Annotated in this window: 14 protein-coding genes; 9 read left to right on the top strand and 5 right to left on the bottom strand. The window is 70.5% G+C overall.

The features are described 5' to 3' along the window. Positions 1-115: 115 nt before the first annotated feature. From ACLBWH_RS02425 to ACLBWH_RS02415, 3 genes are all read right to left on the bottom strand, one after another. Complete coding sequence (locus ACLBWH_RS02425; RefSeq protein ID WP_447796504.1) at positions 116-652, bottom strand: hypothetical protein; 537 nt, start codon at positions 650-652, stop codon at positions 116-118. An 82-nt stretch (positions 653-734) separates the two neighbouring features. Then, entirely contained in the window at positions 735-2,171 is a 1,437-nt protein-coding gene (locus ACLBWH_RS02420) for an AMP nucleosidase (protein ID WP_322847852.1), read from the bottom strand. A 282-nt stretch (positions 2,172-2,453) separates the two neighbouring features. Next, entirely contained in the window at positions 2,454-2,933 is a 480-nt protein-coding gene (locus tag ACLBWH_RS02415) for a peroxiredoxin (RefSeq protein ID WP_322847853.1), read from the bottom strand. Between the two features lie 121 nt (positions 2,934-3,054). Here ACLBWH_RS02415 and ACLBWH_RS02410 point away from each other — a divergent pair, with 121 nt between their 5' ends. The 9 genes from ACLBWH_RS02410 to trxA all read left to right on the top strand — a co-directional run bounded on the left by ACLBWH_RS02410 (position 3,055) and on the right by trxA (position 16,589). Then, positions 3,055-3,615, top strand: a complete 561-nt coding sequence (locus ACLBWH_RS02410; RefSeq protein WP_322847854.1) for a YqgE/AlgH family protein — start codon at positions 3,055-3,057, stop codon at positions 3,613-3,615. A 100-nt stretch (positions 3,616-3,715) separates the two neighbouring features. Further along, positions 3,716-5,137, top strand: coding sequence for an adenosylhomocysteinase (gene ahcY, locus ACLBWH_RS02405; RefSeq protein WP_322847855.1), 1,422 nt, complete (start codon positions 3,716-3,718; stop codon positions 5,135-5,137). Positions 5,138-5,325: 188 nt separating this feature from the next. Beyond that, the gene (locus ACLBWH_RS02400; protein ID WP_447796700.1) at positions 5,326-7,659 is read left to right on the top strand and encodes a PAS-domain containing protein; all 2,334 of its coding nucleotides are present in this window, start codon (positions 5,326-5,328) and stop codon (positions 7,657-7,659) included. A gap of 26 nt (positions 7,660-7,685) precedes the next feature. Next, a complete protein-coding gene (gene tsaE, locus ACLBWH_RS02395; protein ID WP_447796698.1) occupies positions 7,686-8,123 on the top strand; it encodes a tRNA (adenosine(37)-N6)-threonylcarbamoyltransferase complex ATPase subunit type 1 TsaE in 438 nt (145 codons plus the stop codon). Then, positions 8,120-9,085, top strand: coding sequence for an aminoglycoside phosphotransferase family protein (locus ACLBWH_RS02390; protein ID WP_447796697.1), 966 nt, complete (start codon positions 8,120-8,122; stop codon positions 9,083-9,085). The genes tsaE and ACLBWH_RS02390 overlap by 4 nt, the downstream gene beginning before the upstream one ends. Beyond that, entirely contained in the window at positions 9,082-9,837 is a 756-nt protein-coding gene (locus ACLBWH_RS02385) for a nucleotidyltransferase family protein (RefSeq protein WP_447796501.1), read from the top strand. Before ACLBWH_RS02390 ends, ACLBWH_RS02385 begins: the two co-directional genes overlap by 4 nt. Continuing rightward, positions 9,830-12,796 carry a double-strand break repair protein AddB gene (gene addB, locus ACLBWH_RS02380; protein WP_447796500.1) on the top strand — a complete coding sequence of 989 codons (2,967 nt, stop codon included), beginning with the start codon at positions 9,830-9,832 and terminating at the stop codon, positions 12,794-12,796. The genes ACLBWH_RS02385 and addB overlap by 8 nt, the downstream gene beginning before the upstream one ends. After that, entirely contained in the window at positions 12,783-16,205 is a 3,423-nt protein-coding gene (gene addA / locus ACLBWH_RS02375) for a double-strand break repair helicase AddA (RefSeq protein ID WP_447796499.1), read from the top strand. The genes addB and addA overlap by 14 nt, the downstream gene beginning before the upstream one ends. A gap of 60 nt (positions 16,206-16,265) precedes the next feature. Beyond that, positions 16,266-16,589, top strand: coding sequence for a thioredoxin TrxA (trxA, locus tag ACLBWH_RS02370; RefSeq protein WP_322847861.1), 324 nt, complete (start codon positions 16,266-16,268; stop codon positions 16,587-16,589). 211 nt (positions 16,590-16,800) lie between these two features. Here trxA and ACLBWH_RS02365 read toward each other — a convergent pair whose 3' ends face one another. Both ACLBWH_RS02365 and argJ read right to left on the bottom strand, forming a co-directional pair. Beyond that, positions 16,801-17,598, bottom strand: a complete 798-nt coding sequence (locus ACLBWH_RS02365; protein WP_447796497.1) for an inositol monophosphatase family protein — start codon at positions 17,596-17,598, stop codon at positions 16,801-16,803. 1 nt (position 17,599) lies between these two features. Further along, complete coding sequence (argJ, locus tag ACLBWH_RS02360; protein ID WP_447796495.1) at positions 17,600-18,826, bottom strand: bifunctional glutamate N-acetyltransferase/amino-acid acetyltransferase ArgJ; 1,227 nt, start codon at positions 18,824-18,826, stop codon at positions 17,600-17,602. Positions 18,827-18,829: the final 3 nt, after the last annotated feature.

Below are 18,829 nucleotides of genomic sequence, written 5' to 3'. Positions count from 1 at the left end.
TCCGGTCTTGCGCCGGGGTCCCGCTTTTCCGGGCGCCGCGAGGAAGCGGGATGCCGGAACACGTCCGGCATGACGGTAGATGCGCGAACCCTCCCCCTGACGGGGAGGGATCAGGTTACGCCTCGGGGATCGAATTTTCGTCGGCGATGCCGGCCTCGAAGGACTTGGACGCGTCCTCGCCTGCCGGGCTGTGCGCCTTCTTGCCGTCCTTCGGCGTGCTGCCCCGCAGCGACAATAGCGCCGCCGCCGCGACCGCGCCGACCGTCGCGACGCCCGCGCCGATCGCGGCGATACCCCATCTGCTGGTGCCGTCGGTCTCGCGCTTCTTCGCGGCGGGCTTCTTGGTCGCGGCGCGCGGCGTCGCACGCTTGGTTGAGCGGGGCTTGACCGACTTGGCGGCAGAGGCGACCGCGCCTTCCGCCTTGGCCACCGCGGCCTTGGCGCGGCGGGTCGTCTTGGCGGCGGCGTCGCTGACCGCGGTTTCGACCTTCTCGACTGTTGAGGTATCGGCCGGCTTGGCGCGCGGCGCGCGCGGCTTGGCGGGAGCCTTGGCCGGCGTCGCGCGCGTCGTGCTTGTCTTGCGCGGCGCGCGGCGGCGCGGCGTCACTGCCGGCGTGTCGGACTTCGGCGTGTCGTCGGTTTCATCGGCCACGGCAGCAACTCCCTGATAGATTCGGAACCGTAACGCACTAGGCCCGGATCGTTTCCAATTTGCGGAACGCCACCGCCCGCGATCAGCGGAACGGCGGCTCGTCGAACGCGCGCAGCTTGCGGCTGTGCAGCTTGGCGCCTTCGCGGCGGAGCTGTTCGCAGGTTTCGATCCCGATCCGCATATGCTCGCTGATCGCGCGTTCGTAGAAGCGGTTTGCCTGTCCCGGCAGCTTGAGTTCGCCGTGCAGCGGCTTGTCCGAGACGCAGAGCAGGGTGCCGTAGGGCACGCGGAAGCGATAGCCCTGCGCGGCGATCGTCGCCGATTCCATGTCGATGCCGACCGCACGCGAAAGCGAGAAGCGCAGCGCCGAGGCGGAATAGCGCAGCTCCCAGTTGCGATCGTCGGTGGTGACGATCGTACCGGTGCGCAGGCGGCGCTTCAGCTCCTCGCCCGATTGGCCGCTGACGATCTCCGAGGCGCGGGCGAGCGCCTGCTGCACCTCGGCGATCGCGGGAACGGGAATCTCAGGCGGCAGCACGTCGTCGAGGACATGGTCGTCGCGCAGATAAGCGTGCGCGAGGACATAGTCGCCGATCCGCTGCGACGGGCGCAGGCCGCCGCAATGGCCGATCATCAGCCACGCCTCGGGACGGAGCACCGCGAGATGGTCGCAGATCGTCTTGGCGTTGGACGGGCCGACGCCGATGTTGACGAGCGTGATGCCGGTGCGGTCGTCGGCCATCAGATGATAGGCGGGCATCTGGTGCCGCCGCCACGCGCTGTCGTTGACCAGTTTGTCGATGTCGCCGGGATTGTCGATGACGATATTGCCGGCGCCCGACAGCGCGGTGAAGCGGCTTTCGGGGCCGAGCTGCGACGCGCCCCAGCGGACGAATTCGTCGACGTAACGGTGGTAGTTGGTGAACAGCACGAAGCGCTGCGTGTGCTCGGACGGCGTGCCCATATAATGGCGCAGGCGGGCGAGGCTGAAGTCGGTGCGCAGCGCGTCGAACAAGGCGAGCGGGCGGGTGCCGCCGTCCGAAATCCACAGTCCGTCGGCGATCTCGTCGCCGATATGCGCAAGCTCGGTAGCGGGGAAGTGGCGCGACAATTCGGTCGCCGACACCGTGTCGAGGCTCAGCGCATGGCCGGGATCGAGGACGTAGGGGAAGGGTATCTCCTGCCGCCCCGGCACCGCCTCGACCTCGACGTCGTAGTCCTCGAGCAGCAGCGTGAGCTGTTCGGTGAGGTAGTCGGCGAACAGCGCGGGCTTGGTGACGCTGATCGTATAGTCGCCGGGCGATACGAGCCGGCCGAACGAACGCAGCGGCGTCGGGCGATCGCCGACGCTGGCATAGCGCAGGTGGATGACGGGATAGGCGAACGACCCGTCGACCCGGCTCTCGGGCGAGGGCGGCGTGCCGTCGGTCAGATAGGCATTGAGTGCGACCTGCAGGCGTTCGACGGAGGCACGATAGAGGCGGTCGAGGTCGGCGACGATCCGGGATGCGAGTGTCATCCCGGATGGTTACGCGCCGGGGGTGACGGTGGCAAGACAATGGGATGACCGCCGGCCCTCCCTCTTGCGGACAGGCAATCCCCTATGAGCGTCAGAGTGTTTCGCGCGATTGCGGAAATCTACTCCGTCACCCCGGCCTTGGGTCGGGGTCCCGCTTCTTCGGACGGTGCCGAGAAGCGGGATGCCGGATCAAGTCCGGCATGACGAAGATATAAAGACGGGTGCGACACCCCATTCGTCATATACGATCACCTTCCCCCTGTGTGGGGGAGGACGATGGGGTCAGAGCTCGCCGAGCAGATATTCCGCGCTGCTGACCTTGAACTCGCCGGGGGCCTCGACGTGGAGCTGCTTCACGACGCCGTCCTCGACCAGCATCGTGTAGCGCTGGCTGCGCTTGCCCATCGCGAACTTGCTGCCGTCCATCGTCAGGCCGATCGCCTCGGCGAAATCGGCATTGCCGTCGGCGAGCATGGTGATGCCCTCGGCATTCGCCGACTTGGCCCAGGCGGCCATCACGAAGGGGTCGTTGACCGAGATGCAGGCGATCTCGTCGACGCCCTTGGCGGCCAGTTCCTCGCGCTTGTCGACGAAGCCGGGCAGATGTTTGGCCGAGCAGGTCGGGGTGAAGGCGCCGGGGACCGCGAACAGCGCGACGGTGCGGCCGTCGAACAGCGCGTTGGTCGTGATCTGGTCCGGGCCATCGGAGGTGACCTTGGTCAGGGTGGCGGCCGGTATCTTGTCGCCGACGGTGATCGTCATCTTGGGTCTCCGATGCTGGAAAGCGGGTGGTCGCCGGACGGCGCCACGCCGCGGGAGGTCGGGCATGACGGCGTTGATTTCAAGCATGGCAGAACCCGCGGCGCAGCTTATGTTTGCCGCGATGCACTATCGACCCTTCCTTGCCGGCCAATTCCTTCTCGCGATGCCGGGCATGCGCGATCCCAGCTTCGACCATGCGGTGATCGCGATGTGCGCGCACGACGCCGACGGCGCGATCGGCATCGGCGTCGGCGCGACGATCGAGGGATTGAGCCTGCACGATCTGCTCGACCAGTTCGAAATCCCGCACGGCGTCGCGCCCGACGCGCCGGTGCATTTCGGCGGCCCGGTCGATCCGCGGCGCGGCTTCGTCGTCCATTCGAGCGACTGGAGCGGCCAGGACACGATCGACGTCGCCGGACGCTGGTCGCTGTCGAGCACCGTCGACGTGCTGCGCGCGATCGCCGAGGGCAGCGGCCCGACGCGCTATCTCGTCGCGCTCGGCTATGCCGGCTGGGGCGGCGGCCAGCTCGAGGGCGAGCTGACCCAGCCGGGCTGGTTCCATGTCGCCGGCGACGAGGATCTGCTGTTCGACACCCCCGCCGGACGGCGCTGGACCGCCGCCTTCGGCAAGGCGGGGATCGACACGCGGCTGCTCGTCCCCGACGCCGGCACCGCCTGACGCGGACAGGCCCGACGACATATAAAGATATCTTTATATTTGATCCGGCCGGCGGGACCGGCTAAGGGGCCGCCATCCATCTTCTTGAGGAGCATGACACGTGGCTACTGCGCTCGCGGTCGAAAAGAACGATTACGTCATCAAGGACCTCGGCCTCGCCGACTTCGGCCGCGCCGAGATCCGCATCGCCGAAACCGAGATGCCCGGCCTGATGGCATTGCGCGACGAGTTCGGCGCCAGCCAGCCGCTCAAGGGCGCGCGCATCACCGGTTCGCTGCACATGACGATCCAGACCGCGGTGCTGATCGAGACGCTGACCGCGCTCGGCGCTGACGTGCGCTGGGCGACTTGCAACATCTTCTCGACGCAGGACCATGCCGCCGCCGCGATCGCCGCGACGGGCGTGCCGGTGTTCGCGGTGAAGGGCGAGAGCCTGGCCGAATATTGGGATTATGTCGGCGACATCTTCTCGTGGGATCGCGACACGGACGGCCAGACCGCCAACATCATCCTCGACGACGGCGGCGACGCCACGATGTTCGCGCTCTGGGGCGCGAAGCTCGAGGCCGGCGCGACGCTCGGCGAGCCCGAGAATGAAGAGGAAGTCGAGTTCCAGCGCGCGCTCAAGGCGTTCATCGCCAAGAAGCCGGGCTATCTGACCGAGACGGTCAAGAACCTGAAGGGCGTGTCGGAAGAGACGACGACCGGCGTGCATCGCCTGTACGAGATCGCCAAGAAGGGCGAGCTGCCGTTCCCCGCGATCAACGTCAACGATAGCGTCACCAAGTCGAAGTTCGACAACCTCTACGGCTGCAAGGAATCGCTGGTCGACGCGATCCGTCGCGCCACCGACGTGATGCTGGCCGGCAAGGTCGCGGCCGTCGCCGGTTTCGGTGACGTCGGCAAGGGCTCGGCGCAGTCGCTGCGCAACGGCGGCGCCCGCGTCATGGTCACCGAGATCGATCCGATCTGCGCGCTGCAGGCGGCGATGGAAGGCTTCGAGGTCGTGACGATGGACGAGGCGGTCAAGCGCGCCGACATCTTCGTCACCGCGACCGGCAACGCCGACGTCATCACCGCCGATCACATGAAGGCGATGAAGCCGATGTCGATCGTCTGCAACATCGGCCACTTCGACAGCGAGATCCAGATCGCCGCTCTCTCGAACTACAAGTGGAGCGAAGTGAAGCCGGGCACCGACTTGGTCGAATTCCCCGACGGCAAGCAGATCATCGTCCTCGCCAAGGGCCGCCTGGTCAACCTCGGCTGCGCGACCGGCCATCCGTCGTTCGTGATGAGCGCGAGCTTCACCAACCAGACGCTCGCGCAGATCGAGCTCTGGACTGCCGGCGAGAAGTACAAGAACGAAGTGTACGTCCTGCCCAAGCATCTCGATGAGAAGGTGGCCGCGCTCCACCTCGAGAAGCTCGGCGTCAAGCTGTCGAAGCTCAGCGAGAAGCAGGCCGGCTACATCGGCGTGCCGGTCGAAGGACCGTTCAAGCCGGACCATTACCGCTATTGATCGCTCGCGATCATGGTGGGGAAGGGGCGGTGCCGAAAGGTGCCGCCCTTTTTCTTTGCATGCCCCCCGGCCGGGGGCGGTGGCCATCGACTCTCATTGCCGCTGCCGTAGGTTGCGTTCTACACGCGGGCCGTGCACGCCGTGCGGACGGGCGTGACGAGGGGTAAGCGTTGATCCAGCTTTCGGTGATGGCGGCGGTCCTGTGTGGCGCGGTGCTGGCGGCACTGATCGCCGGCGGCGGCTTTGCGCTGTTCGTCGGCTGGCGGCTGCGCGGCGAGGCGGCGGGGGTGATCGCACGCAGCCGCGAGGCCGAGGTGCTGCGGAGCGTTTCTCCGGCGATGGCGATGCTGGTCCGTGCCGATGGGCGAATCGAGATGCCGCCGCGGCTGGTCGAATGGCTGGGGCTATCGGTGGCGCCGCGTTTTCTGGGCGATCTTGCCGCCGAGGGTGCTGGCCTGCCCGCTGAGGAGGCCGAAGCGCTCGCCGCCGACGTGCAGGCGGCGCAGCGCGCGGGGCGCGGCTTCGTCCGGGCGCTGCATCCGATCGGATCGGGGCGGGCGATCACGATCCGCGGCAGCCGCGCGCCGGGCGAACTGGGCGCGACGGGCGCGGTCGTCATCTGGACGCTCGACGCCACCGACAGCGAGGCGGAGATCACGCATCTGCGCGATCAGGTCGAGCAATTGTCGATCGCCTTCGAGGCGCTGACCGGGCTGATCGAGGCGGCGCCGCTGCCGATGTGGTATCGCAGCGGCGACATGCGGCTCGCGATGGTCAATAGCGCCTATGTCCGCGCCGTCGACGGCGTCGATGCCGCCGACGTCATCGGCCGCCAGCTCGAACTGGTCGAGGGATCGGGGCGCGGCGGGCCGCGCGCCGGGGCGCATGCCGCGCGTGCATCGGGGACGCCGCAGCGCGAGATATTGCCCGCGACGATCGGCGGCGAGCGCCGCTCGCTCGAAGTGCACGACGTGCCGCTGCCGACCGGCGGGGTGGCGAGCTTCGCGGTCGACATCGAGGATCTCGAACAGTCGCGCGCCGGCGCCAAGCGCTTCGCCGATGCGCAGCGCGCGCTGCTCGACCGGCTGTCGGCGGGCGTCGCGCAATTCGGCGCAGACCGCGGCCTCGTCTTCTGCAACCAGCCGTTCCGGCGGATGTTTGCGATGCGCGCCGAATGGCTCGCCGACCGGCCCGAATTCGACCGCGTGCTCGAACGGATGCGCGAGGCGAGCCGCGTGCCCGAGGTGCGCGACTTCCCGAGCTGGAAGGCGGAGCGGCGCGGCTGGTTCGTTCCCGGCGAGACGGCGAGCGAGGAGAATTGGCATCTGCCCGGCGGCACGCATCTGCGCGTCGTCGCGCAGCCGCTGCCCGACGGCGGCCTGCTGACGATCTTCGAGGATCGCACCGAGGAGGTGCAGCTCGCTAGCGCGCGCGACACGCTGCTGCGCGTGCGCACCGCGACCTTCGACAATCTGTTCGAGGCGCTGGCGGTGTTCGCCGCCGACGGCAAGTTGCAGCTTTGGAACAATCGCCTTCGCGCGGTCTGGGGGTTCGAGGAGGAATTCCTCGCCGGCCATCCGCGCGTCGATGCCTTCGCGGCGGCGGCGGCGTCGAAGCTCGCGACGCCCAATCGCGCCGCGCTGATCCCCGAGCTGGTCCGCTCCGCCACCACCGAGCGCCAGCAGCGCGGCGGCCGCGTCGCCTTCGCCGACGGGCGGCATTTCGCCTTCGCCGCGGTGCCGCTGCCCGACGGCAATGCGTTGCTGACGATGCTCGACATCACCGACAGCCGGCGCGCCGAGCAGGCGCTGCGCGACCGCGCCAATGCGCTGGAGGCGGCGGACCGGGTCAAGACGCAGTTCGTCGCCAACATGAGCTACGAATTGCGCACGCCGCTGACCTCGATCAGCGGCTTCGCCGAGATGCTGCACGCGGGGTTCGCCGGCAAGCTGACCGCGACCGCGGACGGCTATGTCGAGGCGATCCTGCAATCGGTCGAGCGGCTCGGGCTGCTGATCGACGACGTGCTCGACCTGACGCAGGGCGGCGACGATGCCGAGATCGAGCGCGTCGACGTCGACCTCGCCGCGACGGCGCGCGCCGCGGCGGAGACGATCCGGCCGGCGGCGAAGCGGCGCAAGCTCGACTTCGCGGTCGAGCTGGCGCGCTCGACCGGTCGGGTGCGCGGCGATCCCAAGCGGCTAAAGGAAGTGATCGAACATCTGTTGCGCCACGCGGTCGCCTCGACGCCCGAGGGCGGGCGCATCCTGCTCCACGCCGACGGCAGCGCGACGGGGGCGCGGATCGTCGTGTCGGACGACGGCTTCGGCATGGATGCGGAGAGTATCGCGCGCGCGTTCGACCGGTTCGGCGAGCCCGGCATGCAGCCGACCGGCGAGCGCGCGCTGGGGCTGGGGCTACCGCTCGCACGGCAGTTCGTCGAGGCGCATGGCGGGCGGATCGAGCTGGTCTCGCAGCCCGGCGAGGGGACGCTGGTGACGGTGGAGCTGCCGCGGCGATGAGGGGGGTGGGCGAGAAGACTACCGGCATCCGGCTCGCCGATCCCGCCGCCACCGAAGCCTTCGGCGCATCGCTCGCCGGGCTCGTCCGCCCCGGTGACGTGATCACGCTGCAAGGCGATCTCGGCATGGGCAAGACGAGCGTCGCGCGGGGCCTGCTCGCCGCGCTCGGGCTCGCGGGCGAGGCGCCGAGCCCCAGCTTCGCGATCGTCCAGCCTTATGATCCGCCCGAGGTCCGGCTGCCCGTGCTCCACGTCGACCTCTACCGGATCGAGGATCCGGACGAGCTGGAGGAACTCGGCCTTGCCGAGGCGCTGACCGATACGCTGCTGCTGGTCGAATGGCCCGAGCGTGCGCCGGGCTATTGGCCGCAGGCGCTGGCGCTCACCTTGCGGGCGGGGCCGGACGGCGGACGTATCTTGACAGCCGACGTGCCGGCGTCTTGGAAGCCGCGATGGCCGATATGACCCCGCCCGCCGGCGCGCCGGCGTTCCTCGCAACGCATGGCTGGACGGGCGATATTTCCCCGGTCGCCGGCGATGCCTCGTTCCGCCGCTATTTCCGCGTCGCCAGCGGTGGGCGCAGCGCGATCCTGATGGACGCGCCGCCGCCGCACGAGGACCCGCGGCCGTTCATCCGCATCGCGCGATGGCTGACCGATCACGGCTTCGCCGCGCCCGCGATCCACGCCGCCGACCTCGCGCAGGGGCTCGTCCTGCTCGAGGATTTCGGCGACGTGCGGCTGCGCGAGACCGCCGACGCCGGCGAGGCGGCGGCACTGCCGCATTATGCCGCGGCGATCGACCTGCTGGTGGCGCTGCGTGCGCATCCCGCCGGCGATCTGCCGCCGTACGACCGCACGGTGCTGCATCGCGAGGCGGGGCTGTTCGTCGACTGGTATTGTCCCGCGGTCGGGCTCACCGTCGACGAGCCGGGTTATCGCGCCGCCTGGGATGCGGTGTTCGATCATGCGCTGACCGAGGCGCCGGTCACCGTGCTGCGCGATTATCATGCCGAAAATCTGATGCTGGTCGGGGCGGAGCAACGGCTCGGACTGCTCGACTTCCAGGATGCGCTCGCCGGTCATCCGGCCTACGATCTCGTCTCGCTGCTGCAGGATGCGCGGCGCGACGTCGATCCGTCGCTGGAGGCGGCGATGCTCGCTCGCTACCGGGCGGCGACGGGGGCGGGCGACGATTTCCTCGCCGCCTATCACGTGCTCGGCGCGCAGCGGAACGCCAAGATCATCGGCATCTTCACCCGGCTGTGGAAGCGCGACGGCAAGCCGCGCTATCCGACGTTGTGCCCGCGCGTCTGGCGCTATCTGGAGCGCGATCTGGCGCAGCCGTCGCTGGCGCCGGTGGCGCGCTGGTTCGACGCCAACGTCCCGCCCGCGCTGCGCGGCGATCCGGCGGCGCTGAGCGCATGACGCGGCAGCGGATCCTGCGCCCCGATCCCGGCGGCATCGTGCCGGCGACGGCGATGGTGATGGCCGCCGGTCTCGGCAAACGGATGCGGCCGCTGACCGCGACGCGCCCCAAGCCCTTGGTCGAGGTCGCGGGCAAGCCGCTGATCGATCACGTCTTCGATCGCCTCGTCGCCGCCGGGGTGCAGCGCGCGGTGGTCAACGTCCATTATCTCGCCGACACGCTCGAGGCGCACGTCACCAACCGCAACGACGGCATCGCGGTGGCGATCAGCGACGAGCGCGCACAATTGCTGGAGACCGGCGGCGGGCTGGTGCATGCGCGCGGCTTGCTCGGCAACGATCCGGTGCTGGTGATCAACAGCGACAATCTGTGGTTCGACGGGCCGGTCGACACGCTGAAACTGCTCGCGTCGCGCTGGGACGATGCGACGATGGACGCCTTGTTGCTGGTGGTGCCCTATGCGCGCGCCAACAACCATCAGGGGCAGGGCGATTTCCGCATCGCCGCGGACGGGCGGATCATCGCGCGTCGCAAGGCGGCGACGGTCGCGCCCTTCGTCTATACCGGCATCCAGATCCTCCACCCGCGCCTGCTGCGCGACTGGCCGGAGGGGGCGTTCTCCACCAATCTGTTCTGGAACCGCGCGATCGAGGCGGGCCGCGCCTATGCGCAGGTGCATCAGGGGCTGTGGTTCGACGTCGGTACGCCCGCGGCGATCCCGAAGACGGAAGCGCTGATCGCCAATGGCTGAGGCGCGCAGGCCGCACCTCTATTCGATCCCCTCGCACAAGGCGTTCGCCGACACGCTCGTCGCCGGGTTGCTGCGGCGGGCGGGGGGCGATGCGATGGCGCTCGCCCGCGGGCTGGTGCTGTTGCCCAACAATCGTGCGGTGCGCGCGGTGACGAGCGCGTTCGTGCGCGCGAGCGGCGGCGGGCTGCTGCTGCCGCGGCTGGTGACGCTCGGCAGTCCCGATCTCGGCGAGGCGGTCGGCGCGGCGCTCGACCCCGTCGATGAGGAGGCGCCGCCGCCGCCCGCGGTCGCGCCGATGCAGCGGCGGATGATCCTCGCGCGGCTGGTGTTCGAGGAGCGCGCGCGCGCCGGCGCGGCGATCGATGCGGCGGAGGCGGTGCGGCTGGCGGGCGAGTTGTGCCACACGCTCGACCAATTGCTGGTCGAGGAGGTGCCGCCGACGGCGTTGCGCGACATCGATCTCGCGCCGGAGCTGACCGAACATTGGCAGCGCGCGCTGTCGACCTTCGCGATCGTGCTCGAACGCTGGCCGGCGGAGCTGGCGCGACTCGGCTTGATCGATGCGGCGACGCGGCGGCGGTTGCTGCTCGACCGGGTCGCGGAGCGCTGGCGGCGGCAGCCGCCGCAGGGCTTCGTCTGCGCGGCGGGCGTGACCGATCCGGCGCCGGCGGTGGCGCGGCTGTTGCGCTGTGTCGCGGAGGCGCCGCAGGGGATGACGGTGTTCGCCGGCCTCGATCTGGCGATGCCGCAGGAGGAATGGGACGCGCTCGGGCCGCACCAGCCCGATCCCGTCACCGGCCGCATCCGCCGCTCGCTGGAGACGCATCCGCAATATCATCTCAAGCTGATGCTGGAGCGGATGAGCGTCGGCCGCGGCGAAGTGACCAATTGGCCCGGCACCGCGGGGCCGGATGCCGGCGTCGCGCGCGGCCGGGCGATCGCCAACGCGCTCGCGCCCGCCGCCTTCACCGGCAAATGGACCGAGCTGAAGGCGGAGGACCGGCGGCTGACCGGCGTCGCCGCCGCCGAGCTGGCGACGCCGGCGGAGGAGGCGCAGACGATCGCGCTCGCGCTGCGCGGCGCGCTGGAGGAGGAGGGGCGGACCGCGGCCTTGGTGACGCCCGATCGCGCGCTGGCACGGCGGGTGGCGGTGCATCTGCGCCGCTGGGGGATCGAGGCGAACGATTCGGCGGGTCGGCCGCTGTCGATCCTGCCGCCGGGGACGCTGCTGCTCGCGCTCGCCGAGGCGGCGGCGCAGCGGTTCGCGCCGATGGCGTTGCTCGCGCTGCTCAAACATCCGCTGGTGCGCAACGTGCCGGGCGACCGCGCCATCCGCGGCGCGTGGCTCGACGGCGTGCGCGGGCTCGACCGGGGGCTGCGCGGGCCGCGACCGGCGGCGGGGCTCGACGGGATCATGGGGCATCTGCTGACCAACACGCGCGACCGCGCGGCGGCGTGGTTCGCCGAACCGGTCGGGCTGCTCAAGCCGATCGAACTGGTCTTCGAACAGGGTATACAGCCGCTGCCGGCGTTGCTCGCGGTGCTGCGCGAGACGGCGCAGGCGCTGTGCGGCGACGATCTGTGGTCGGGGCCGGCGGGGCGCGCCGCGGCCGAGTTCCTCGACGCGCTCGAAGCCGAGGCGCCCGCCGGGCCGCCGCGGATCGCGCCCGATGGGCTCGCGCCGCTGTTGCGCGGGCTGCTCGACGAGGTGGCGGTGCGCCCGGGCTCGGGCGTCGGCCATCCGCGGATCGCGATCTACGGCCTGATCGAGGCGCGGTTGCAGACCGCCGATCTGATGGTGCTCGGCGGGCTCAACGAAGGCGTGTGGCCGGGGCGGCCGGCCCCCGATCCGTGGCTGGCGCCGCGTATCCGTGCGACGCTCGGGCTGCCCGGACTCGAGCGTGCGGTCGGCGTCGCCGCGCATGAATTCGGCCAGGCGCTCGGCGCGCCGCAGGCGATCGTGACGCGGGCGCGGCGCGATGCCGCCTCGCCGGCGCTGGCGTCGCGGCTGTGGCTGCGCCTGCAGGCGATGGCGGGCGAGCGCTTCGTCCGCGCGCACGACCTCGAACGCTGGGCGCATGCGCTCGACGATCCCCGTGAGCATGTCCCCGCCGACCGGCCGGCGCCGCTGCCCGATCCGGCGCGCCGCCCAAAGGCGATCTCGGTGACCGAGATCGACCGGTTGAAGGCCGACCCCTATGCCTTCTACGCGCGGCGGGTGCTCGGGCTGATGCCGCTCGATCCCGTCGATGCCGATCCCAGCGCGGCATGGCGCGGCACCGCGGTGCACGACATCCTCGAACAATGGTGGAAGCGTGACCGCTGCGCCGCCGATGCTTTGCTGCCGCGCGCCACCGCGATGCTCGACGACGAGCGGACGCACCCGATGATGCGCGCGCTCTGGCGGCCGCGGCTGGTCGAGGCGATCGACTGGATCGCCAGGACGGTCGCAGCGCAGGATGCCGAGGGCCGCAAGGTCGCCTCGGCGGAGGGCAAGGGGCATATCGAGGTGGCGGGGGTCAAGCTCTCCGGCCGCTACGACCGCGTCGATCGGCTGCCCGACGGCAGCATCGCGATCGTCGATTATAAGACCGGCAAGCCGCCGTCCGCCGCCGCGGTCAAGGCGGGCTACAGCCTCCAGCTCGGCTTGCTCGGCGCGATCGCCGAGCGCGGCGGGTTCGACGACGTCTCGGGCCGCGCCGGCGGCTTCGAATATTGGTCGCTCGGCAAGAAGCGCGACCAGTTCGGCTATGTCGAAAGCCCGGTCGATGCCGAGGGCAAGCGCGACCGGATCGTCACCACCGACTTCACGACGATCGCGATGAGCAATTTCATCGAGGCGGCGGGCCATTGGCTGACCGGCAACGCGCCGTTCACCGCCAAGCTGGTGCCGGAATATGCGCCTTATGCCGAATACGACCAACTGATGCGCCGGGACGAATGGTATGGCCGGGACTGAGCTTGCCACTTTGCCGCGGCTGAAGGGCGCGCAGGCGGCGGCGAGCGATCCGCACGCGCACGTCTGGCTGTCCGCGTCGGCCGGCACCGGCAAGACGCAGGTGCTCGCCGCGCGCGTGTTCCGGCTGCTGCTGGGCGGGACGCAGCCGGCCGCGATCCTGTGCCTGACCTTCACCAAGGCGGGCGCGGCGGAGATGGCGCAGCGGATCAGCAACCGGCTCGCCGCCTGGGTGCGGATGCCGGGGCCGCAGCTCGCCGCCGACCTCGAAGCGCTCGGCGAGCGCGCGACGCCGGAATTGCAGGCGCGCGCGCGGACGCTGTTCGCCGGGGTGCTCGACGCGCCGGGCGGCGGGCTGCGCATCCAGACGATCCACGGCTTCTGCCAGAGCCTGCTCGCCGCCTTCCCGGTCGAGGCGGGGCTGACCCCCGGCTTCCGCCCGCTGGAGGCGCGCGAGGAGGCGGTGCTGGCGCACGAGACGCTGGCGACATTGCTGGTCGAGGCGGAGCGCGACGGCCGCGTCCGCCCGATCGAGACGATCGGCGCGCTGTCGCTGCGCATGGGCGAGGGCGGGGCGGAGAGCTTCCTGCTCGCCTGCGCGCGCTCGCTCATCGCGCTGGAGGCGCTGCCGAGCGGCATCCAGCCGTGGCTGCGCCGCGCGCTTGATCTGCCGCAGGGCGATATCGGCGAGGCGCTGGCCTCCGGCTGCGACGCGATCGACGTCGATCTGGTCGAGCGGCTGGCGGTGGCGAACAAGGCATGGGGCGCGGCCACCGGCCTCGGTCATGCCGAGACGCTCGACCGCTGGCTCGCCGCCGCGCCCGCGGCACGTGCCGCGACCTTGCAGGAACTGGCCGGCGTCGTGCTCACCGGCAAGAACGAGCCGCGCAAGGCGTCGAAGAAGCTGGTCGATGCCGAACCCGATTATCCCGAACTCGCCGCGGCGCTCGGCGACCATTGCCTCGACCTGCTCTCGCTCACCCAGCGCGCGGCCTATGCCGATCTGCTCGCCGATGCGCTCGACGTCGGTCGCGATTATGCGCGGGCCTATGCCGCGGCGAAGCGGCGCAACGGCGCGGTCGATTTTGACGATCTGATCGGCGTCACGGTACGTCTGCTCGAACAGCCCGGTATCGGCGAATGGGTCCGCTACAAGCTCGATTCCGCGACCGAGCATGTGCTGATCGACGAGGCGCAGGATACCAACCTCAACCAGTGGCGGATCGTCACCGCGCTGGCGGGCGAGTTCTTCGTCGGTCGCGGCGTCCATGCACCCTCGACGCGCACGCTGTTCACCGTCGGCGATTTCAAACAGGCGATCTTCGGTTTCCAGGGCACCGACCCGATCAACTTCCGCTGGGCGGAGGGCCATTTCGCCACCCGCGCCGCCGAGGTCGAGGGGACCAAGGACTGGCCGGAGTCCGAACGCGGCCTGCCGTTCCAGCGATTGTCGCTGACCCATTCGTTCCGCTCGACGCGGCCGATCCTCGAATTCGTCGATGCCGCGGTCGCCGCGACGGGCGAGCCCGGCCTCGGCGCGATCGGCGCGCTGGAGGATCACGCCAGCGAGGTCCCCGGCCCCGGCACCGTCGAGCTGTGGCCGCCGGTGGTGGCGGGCGGCAGCGACGAGGACGAGGAAGCGTGGATCGACGACGCCGTCCGCGAACAGGCGGTGCGGATCGCGCGAGCGGTGCGCGACTGGATCCGCGACGAATTGCCCTTGGAGAGCAAGGGCCGGCCGCTGCGCCCCGAGGACGTGATGATCCTCGTCAAGCGCCGCGGCGATCTCGCCTCGCTGATCGTCGCGCGCCTCTATGCCGAGGGCGTGCCGGTGGCGGGCGTCGACCGGTTGCGGCTCAACGCGCCGCTCGCGGTGCAGGATCTGCTCGCCGCGGTGCGCTTCGCGTTGCAGCCGGAGGATGACCTGTCGCTGGCGTCGCTGCTCGTCTCGCCGCTGATCGGCTGGACGCAGGACGAATTGATGCACGCCGCGCCGCGCGATCACGGCAGCCTGTGGCGCCATCTGACGCTGACCCAGTCGGAGGAACGGCTGGCGCCGCTGCGCTCGATGCTGCTGCGCGCCGATATCGCCACGCCCTATCAGTTCCTCGAAGAGCTGCTGTCCGGCCCGCTCGACGGGCGGCGCAAGCTGCTGCGCCGGCTCGGTGCGGAGGCGCGCGATCCGATCGAGGAATTGCTCAACGCCGCGCTCGCCTTTGAAACCACCTCGACGCCGTCGATGCAGCGTTTCCTCGACTGGTTCGATCGCGGCGATGTCGAGATCGTCCGCGATCCCTCCGCGCCGCTCGATGCGGTGCGGGTGATGACCGCGCATGGCGCCAAGGGCTTGCAGGCCCCCTTGGTGATCCTCGCCGATGCCACGGTCGATCCCACCGCCGCGCCGCGCGCGCTGGTGCGCTGGTCGCCCGAGCCCGGCGCGCAGCCGATCCCGATCTTCCGCCCGCGCTCCGCCGAGCGCGGCGGCCCGCTCGACGTGGCGATCGGCGAGGTCGAGCGGCGCGAGCTGGAGGAACATTGGCGGCTGTTCTACGTCGCCGCGACGCGTGCCGAGGAACGGCTGGTGATCGGCGGCGCGCTCGGCCCGCGCGCCAAGGGCGAGCCGCCGGTGTCGAGCTGGTATGCCGCCGCCGCGCGCGCCTTCGATGCGCTGGGCGTGGCGGGCGAGGGGCCGCGCGTCTTCACCGGCCGCGTCGCGCAGCCGCCGGTGAAGGCGCGGCCCGCCGCGAAGGCGGAGCGCGTCGAGACGATCGTCCTGCCCGAATGGGCGCAGCGCCCCGCGCCGATCGAGAGCCGCCCGTCGCGGCCGCTCGCCCCGTCCGCGGTCGGCGACGACGAGGTCAGCGATCCGCCGCCCGGTCCCGCAATGCGCGCCGCCGCCGAGCGCGGGCGGCTGTTCCACGCTCTGTTCGAGCGCCTGCCCGTGGTCGCACCCGAAGCGCGCGCCGCGAGCGCCGAACGCTGGCTCGCCACCGCGGGCGGCGTCGCCGATCCGGCGATGCGCGCCGAGATCGCCGCGGGCGTGCTCGCGGTGGTGGACGACCCGCGCTTCGCCGACCTGTTCGGCGGCGACGCCCTCACCGAAGCACCGATCGCCGCGACGCTCGCCAACGGGCTCGTCGTCTCGGGCACGGTCGACCGGCTGCTGATCGCGGCGGACCATATCCGCGTCGTCGACTTCAAGACCGGGCGGCGCGTGCCCGACGATGTCGCGGATATCCCGCCCTATCACCTCGACCAGATGGCGGCCTATGCCGCCGCGCTCGCCACCATCTTCCCGGGGCGGCGGATCGAGGCCGCGTTGCTCTATACGAGCGGGCCCCGGCTGTTCGTACTCGCCCCCGCGTTGCTCGACGCGCACAAGCCGCGCTTTCGCGTCCGGGAGCAAAGCTAGGGCGCCGACGGTTGAGCCGAAGTCCGCGCCATCCTAGATGGGCTGCTAAGGAGATTTGATATGGCTACCAAGGCGATTACCGACGCAAGCTTCGACACCGACGTGCTCAAGGCCGACGGTCCCGTGCTCGTCGACTTCTGGGCGGAATGGTGCGGTCCGTGCAAGATGATTGGGCCGAGCCTCGAGGAATTGTCGGAAGAGCTGGGCCAGCAGGTGACGATCGCCAAGCTCAACATCGACGAAAATCCCGATGCCCCCGGCCGCTACGGTGTGCGCGGCATCCCGACGATGATCCTGTTCAAGGGCGGCGCCCCGGCCGCGACCAAGGTCGGCGCCGAGCCCAAGGGCCGCATCAAGGCATGGATCGAAGGCGCATTGGCCTAAGAGCATCAGAGCGCTCGGCCGGAGGGGTGGGGCTTATGTCAGCCTGTTTGCCGGCCGAGCGGTATCCACCTCCGCCCCGTCACCCCGGCCTTGAGCCGGGGTCCCGCTCCTCCTTAGACAGGGAGGAGAAGCGGGATGCCGGATCAGGTCCGGCATGACGGAACTTGGTGCGGTGGCACCAGACCCGATCGCCGCTAAGGGCAGGGCTCTTTCAACTGAACAGCAGCTTCGCCGCCTGCTCCCACAAGTCGGGCGATGCCGCGGCGAGCATCCCGCGGCGCTGATCGCCGACGTGATAATCCCTGCCGTCCGGCCAGCGCACGACGCCGCCCGCCTCGCGCAGGAACAGCGAACCCGGTGCGTGATCCCAGGGCAACGTCTTCTGGAACAACGCGACGTCGTTCGTCCCCAGCACCAGCCGCGGATATTGCTCCGCCGCGCAACGCGGCATCGGCGCGACGGTGAACGCCTGTTCGGCGCGGGCGTACAGCGCGGCGATGTCCGCCTCGCTCATATAATAGGTCGCGAGCACCGCCGACGGCCGCTCCCCGCCGCTCGGCCGGGCATGGACCCGCGCGCCGTCGACATAAGCGCCGCCGCCGCGCACCGCATGGCATAGCCGGTCGGCGACCGGGTCGAGGATCCACCCCGCCTGCGTCTCGCCATCCTCGACCAAGGCGATCATGATGCCGAAGGTGGCGATGCCGCTGGCATAATTGTTGGTGCCGTCGATCGGGTCGATGATCCACACCCGGCCGTGCTCGATGCCGTCGACCAGCGAGGCGTCCGCCGCCACCGCTTCCTCGCCGACGACGCGGATGCCCGCATCCAGCGCCGCCAGCCCCGTGGTCAGCGCCGCCTCGCTCTCGCGGTCGGCGACCGTCACCATGTCGTCCGCGGCTTTTTCCTCGATCTCGTCGGCGGACAGGTTGCGGAAGCGCGGCAGGACGATCTCCGCCGCCACCCGGCGCATCAGGGTGACGACCGCGTCGTGGTGCGGATGGTGCATGTCAGCTCCTGTAATCGGCGTTGATCGAGATATAGCCGTGGGTGAGGTCGCAGGTCCAAACCGTCGCCGCACCGTCGCCGAGGCCGAGGTCGACGCCGACCTCGATCTCCTGCCCCTTGAGATGCGCGGCGACCGGCGCTTCGTCATAGCCCTCGACCGCGAGGCCTTCGCGCGCGACCTGCGTCTCGCCGAAGCGGATCGACAATCGGTCGCGCTCGGCGGGTTCTCCGGCCTTGCCGACCGCCATGACGACGCGGCCCCAATTGGCGTCCTCGCCGGCGATCGCGGTCTTCACCAGCGGCGAATTGGCGATCGACATCGCGATCCGGTGCGCCGAGGCGTCGCTGTCCGCGCCGGTCACCGCGATCTCGATCAGCTTGGTCGCGCCTTCGCCGTCGCGCACCACCAGCAGCGCGAGCTGCGCGCAGAGATCGGCGAGCGCCGCGGCGAAGGCGTCCGCACCGTCGCTGTCGGCGGCGGCGAGCGGCGCATTGCCCGCCACGCCGGTGGCGAAGGCGAGCACCGTGTCGCTGGTCGAGGTGTCGCCGTCGACGGTGATGCACGAGAAGGTGTTGCGGTTGGCGGCGTTGAGCGCGGCCTGCAGGAAGCCCGGCGTCACCGCCGCGTCGGTGAAGACGAAGCCGAGCATCGTCGCCATGTCCGGCGCGATCATCCCCGAACCCTTGATGATGCCGACCAACGTCACGGTGGTGCCGTCGACCACGGCGGTGGTCGTCGCGCCCTTGGGATAGGTGTCGGTGGTGCCGATCGTCTCCGCCGCCGCGCGCCAGTCGCAGGGGGTCGCGACGAAGGCGGCGTCGAGCCCCGCCTCCGCCTTGTCGATCGGCAGCGGCACGCCGATCACTCCGGTCGAGGCGACGAACACGTCCGAGGGCTGGCAGCCGAGATGCTGCGCGGTGCGCGCGGCGATCGCCTCGACCGCGGCACGGCCGCGATGCCCGGTGAAGGCGTTGGAATTGCCGGCGTTGACCACGAGCGCGCGGGCGGTGCCGAGGGTCAGCGCCTTGCGGCACCATTCCACCTCGGGCGAGGGGCATTTGCTCTGCGTCACGACGCCGGCGACATTGGTCCCCTCGGCGAGCGTGACGAAGGTGAGATCGCAACGGTCCCACGCCTTGTACTGCGCGCGCGCGACATGCGGCACGACGCCGGCGATCGCGGGCAAAACGGGGAAGGGGGTGGCGAGCGGGGAGATGGACGAAGACATGCC

It is taken from the genome of Sphingomonas sp. M6A6_1c, from assembly GCF_053345135.1.
This window is presented reverse-complemented; position numbering and strand designations above follow the sequence as displayed.

What these genes read in the sequence shown, in the direction of transcription:
- ACLBWH_RS02420 (WP_322847852.1), bottom strand. Translation starts at nt 2,171, where the DNA reads ATGACACTCGCATCCCGGATCGTCGCCGACCTCGACCGCCTCTATCGT.
- ACLBWH_RS02415 (WP_322847853.1), bottom strand. Translation starts at nt 2,933, where the DNA reads ATGACGATCACCGTCGGCGACAAGATACCGGCCGCCACCCTGACCAAG.
- ACLBWH_RS02410 (WP_322847854.1), top strand. Translation starts at nt 3,055, where the DNA reads ATGCACTATCGACCCTTCCTTGCCGGCCAATTCCTTCTCGCGATGCCG.
- ACLBWH_RS02400 (WP_447796700.1), top strand. Translation starts at nt 5,326, where the DNA reads ATGGCGGCGGTCCTGTGTGGCGCGGTGCTGGCGGCACTGATCGCCGGC.
- ACLBWH_RS02390 (WP_447796697.1), top strand. Translation starts at nt 8,120, where the DNA reads ATGACCCCGCCCGCCGGCGCGCCGGCGTTCCTCGCAACGCATGGCTGG.
- ACLBWH_RS02385 (WP_447796501.1), top strand. Translation starts at nt 9,082, where the DNA reads ATGACGCGGCAGCGGATCCTGCGCCCCGATCCCGGCGGCATCGTGCCG.
- addB (WP_447796500.1), top strand. Translation starts at nt 9,830, where the DNA reads ATGGCTGAGGCGCGCAGGCCGCACCTCTATTCGATCCCCTCGCACAAG.
- addA (WP_447796499.1), top strand. Translation starts at nt 12,783, where the DNA reads ATGGCCGGGACTGAGCTTGCCACTTTGCCGCGGCTGAAGGGCGCGCAG.
- trxA (WP_322847861.1), top strand. Translation starts at nt 16,266, where the DNA reads ATGGCTACCAAGGCGATTACCGACGCAAGCTTCGACACCGACGTGCTC.
- ACLBWH_RS02365 (WP_447796497.1), bottom strand. Translation starts at nt 17,598, where the DNA reads ATGCACCATCCGCACCACGACGCGGTCGTCACCCTGATGCGCCGGGTG.
- argJ (WP_447796495.1), bottom strand. Translation starts at nt 18,826, where the DNA reads ATGTCTTCGTCCATCTCCCCGCTCGCCACCCCCTTCCCCGTTTTGCCC.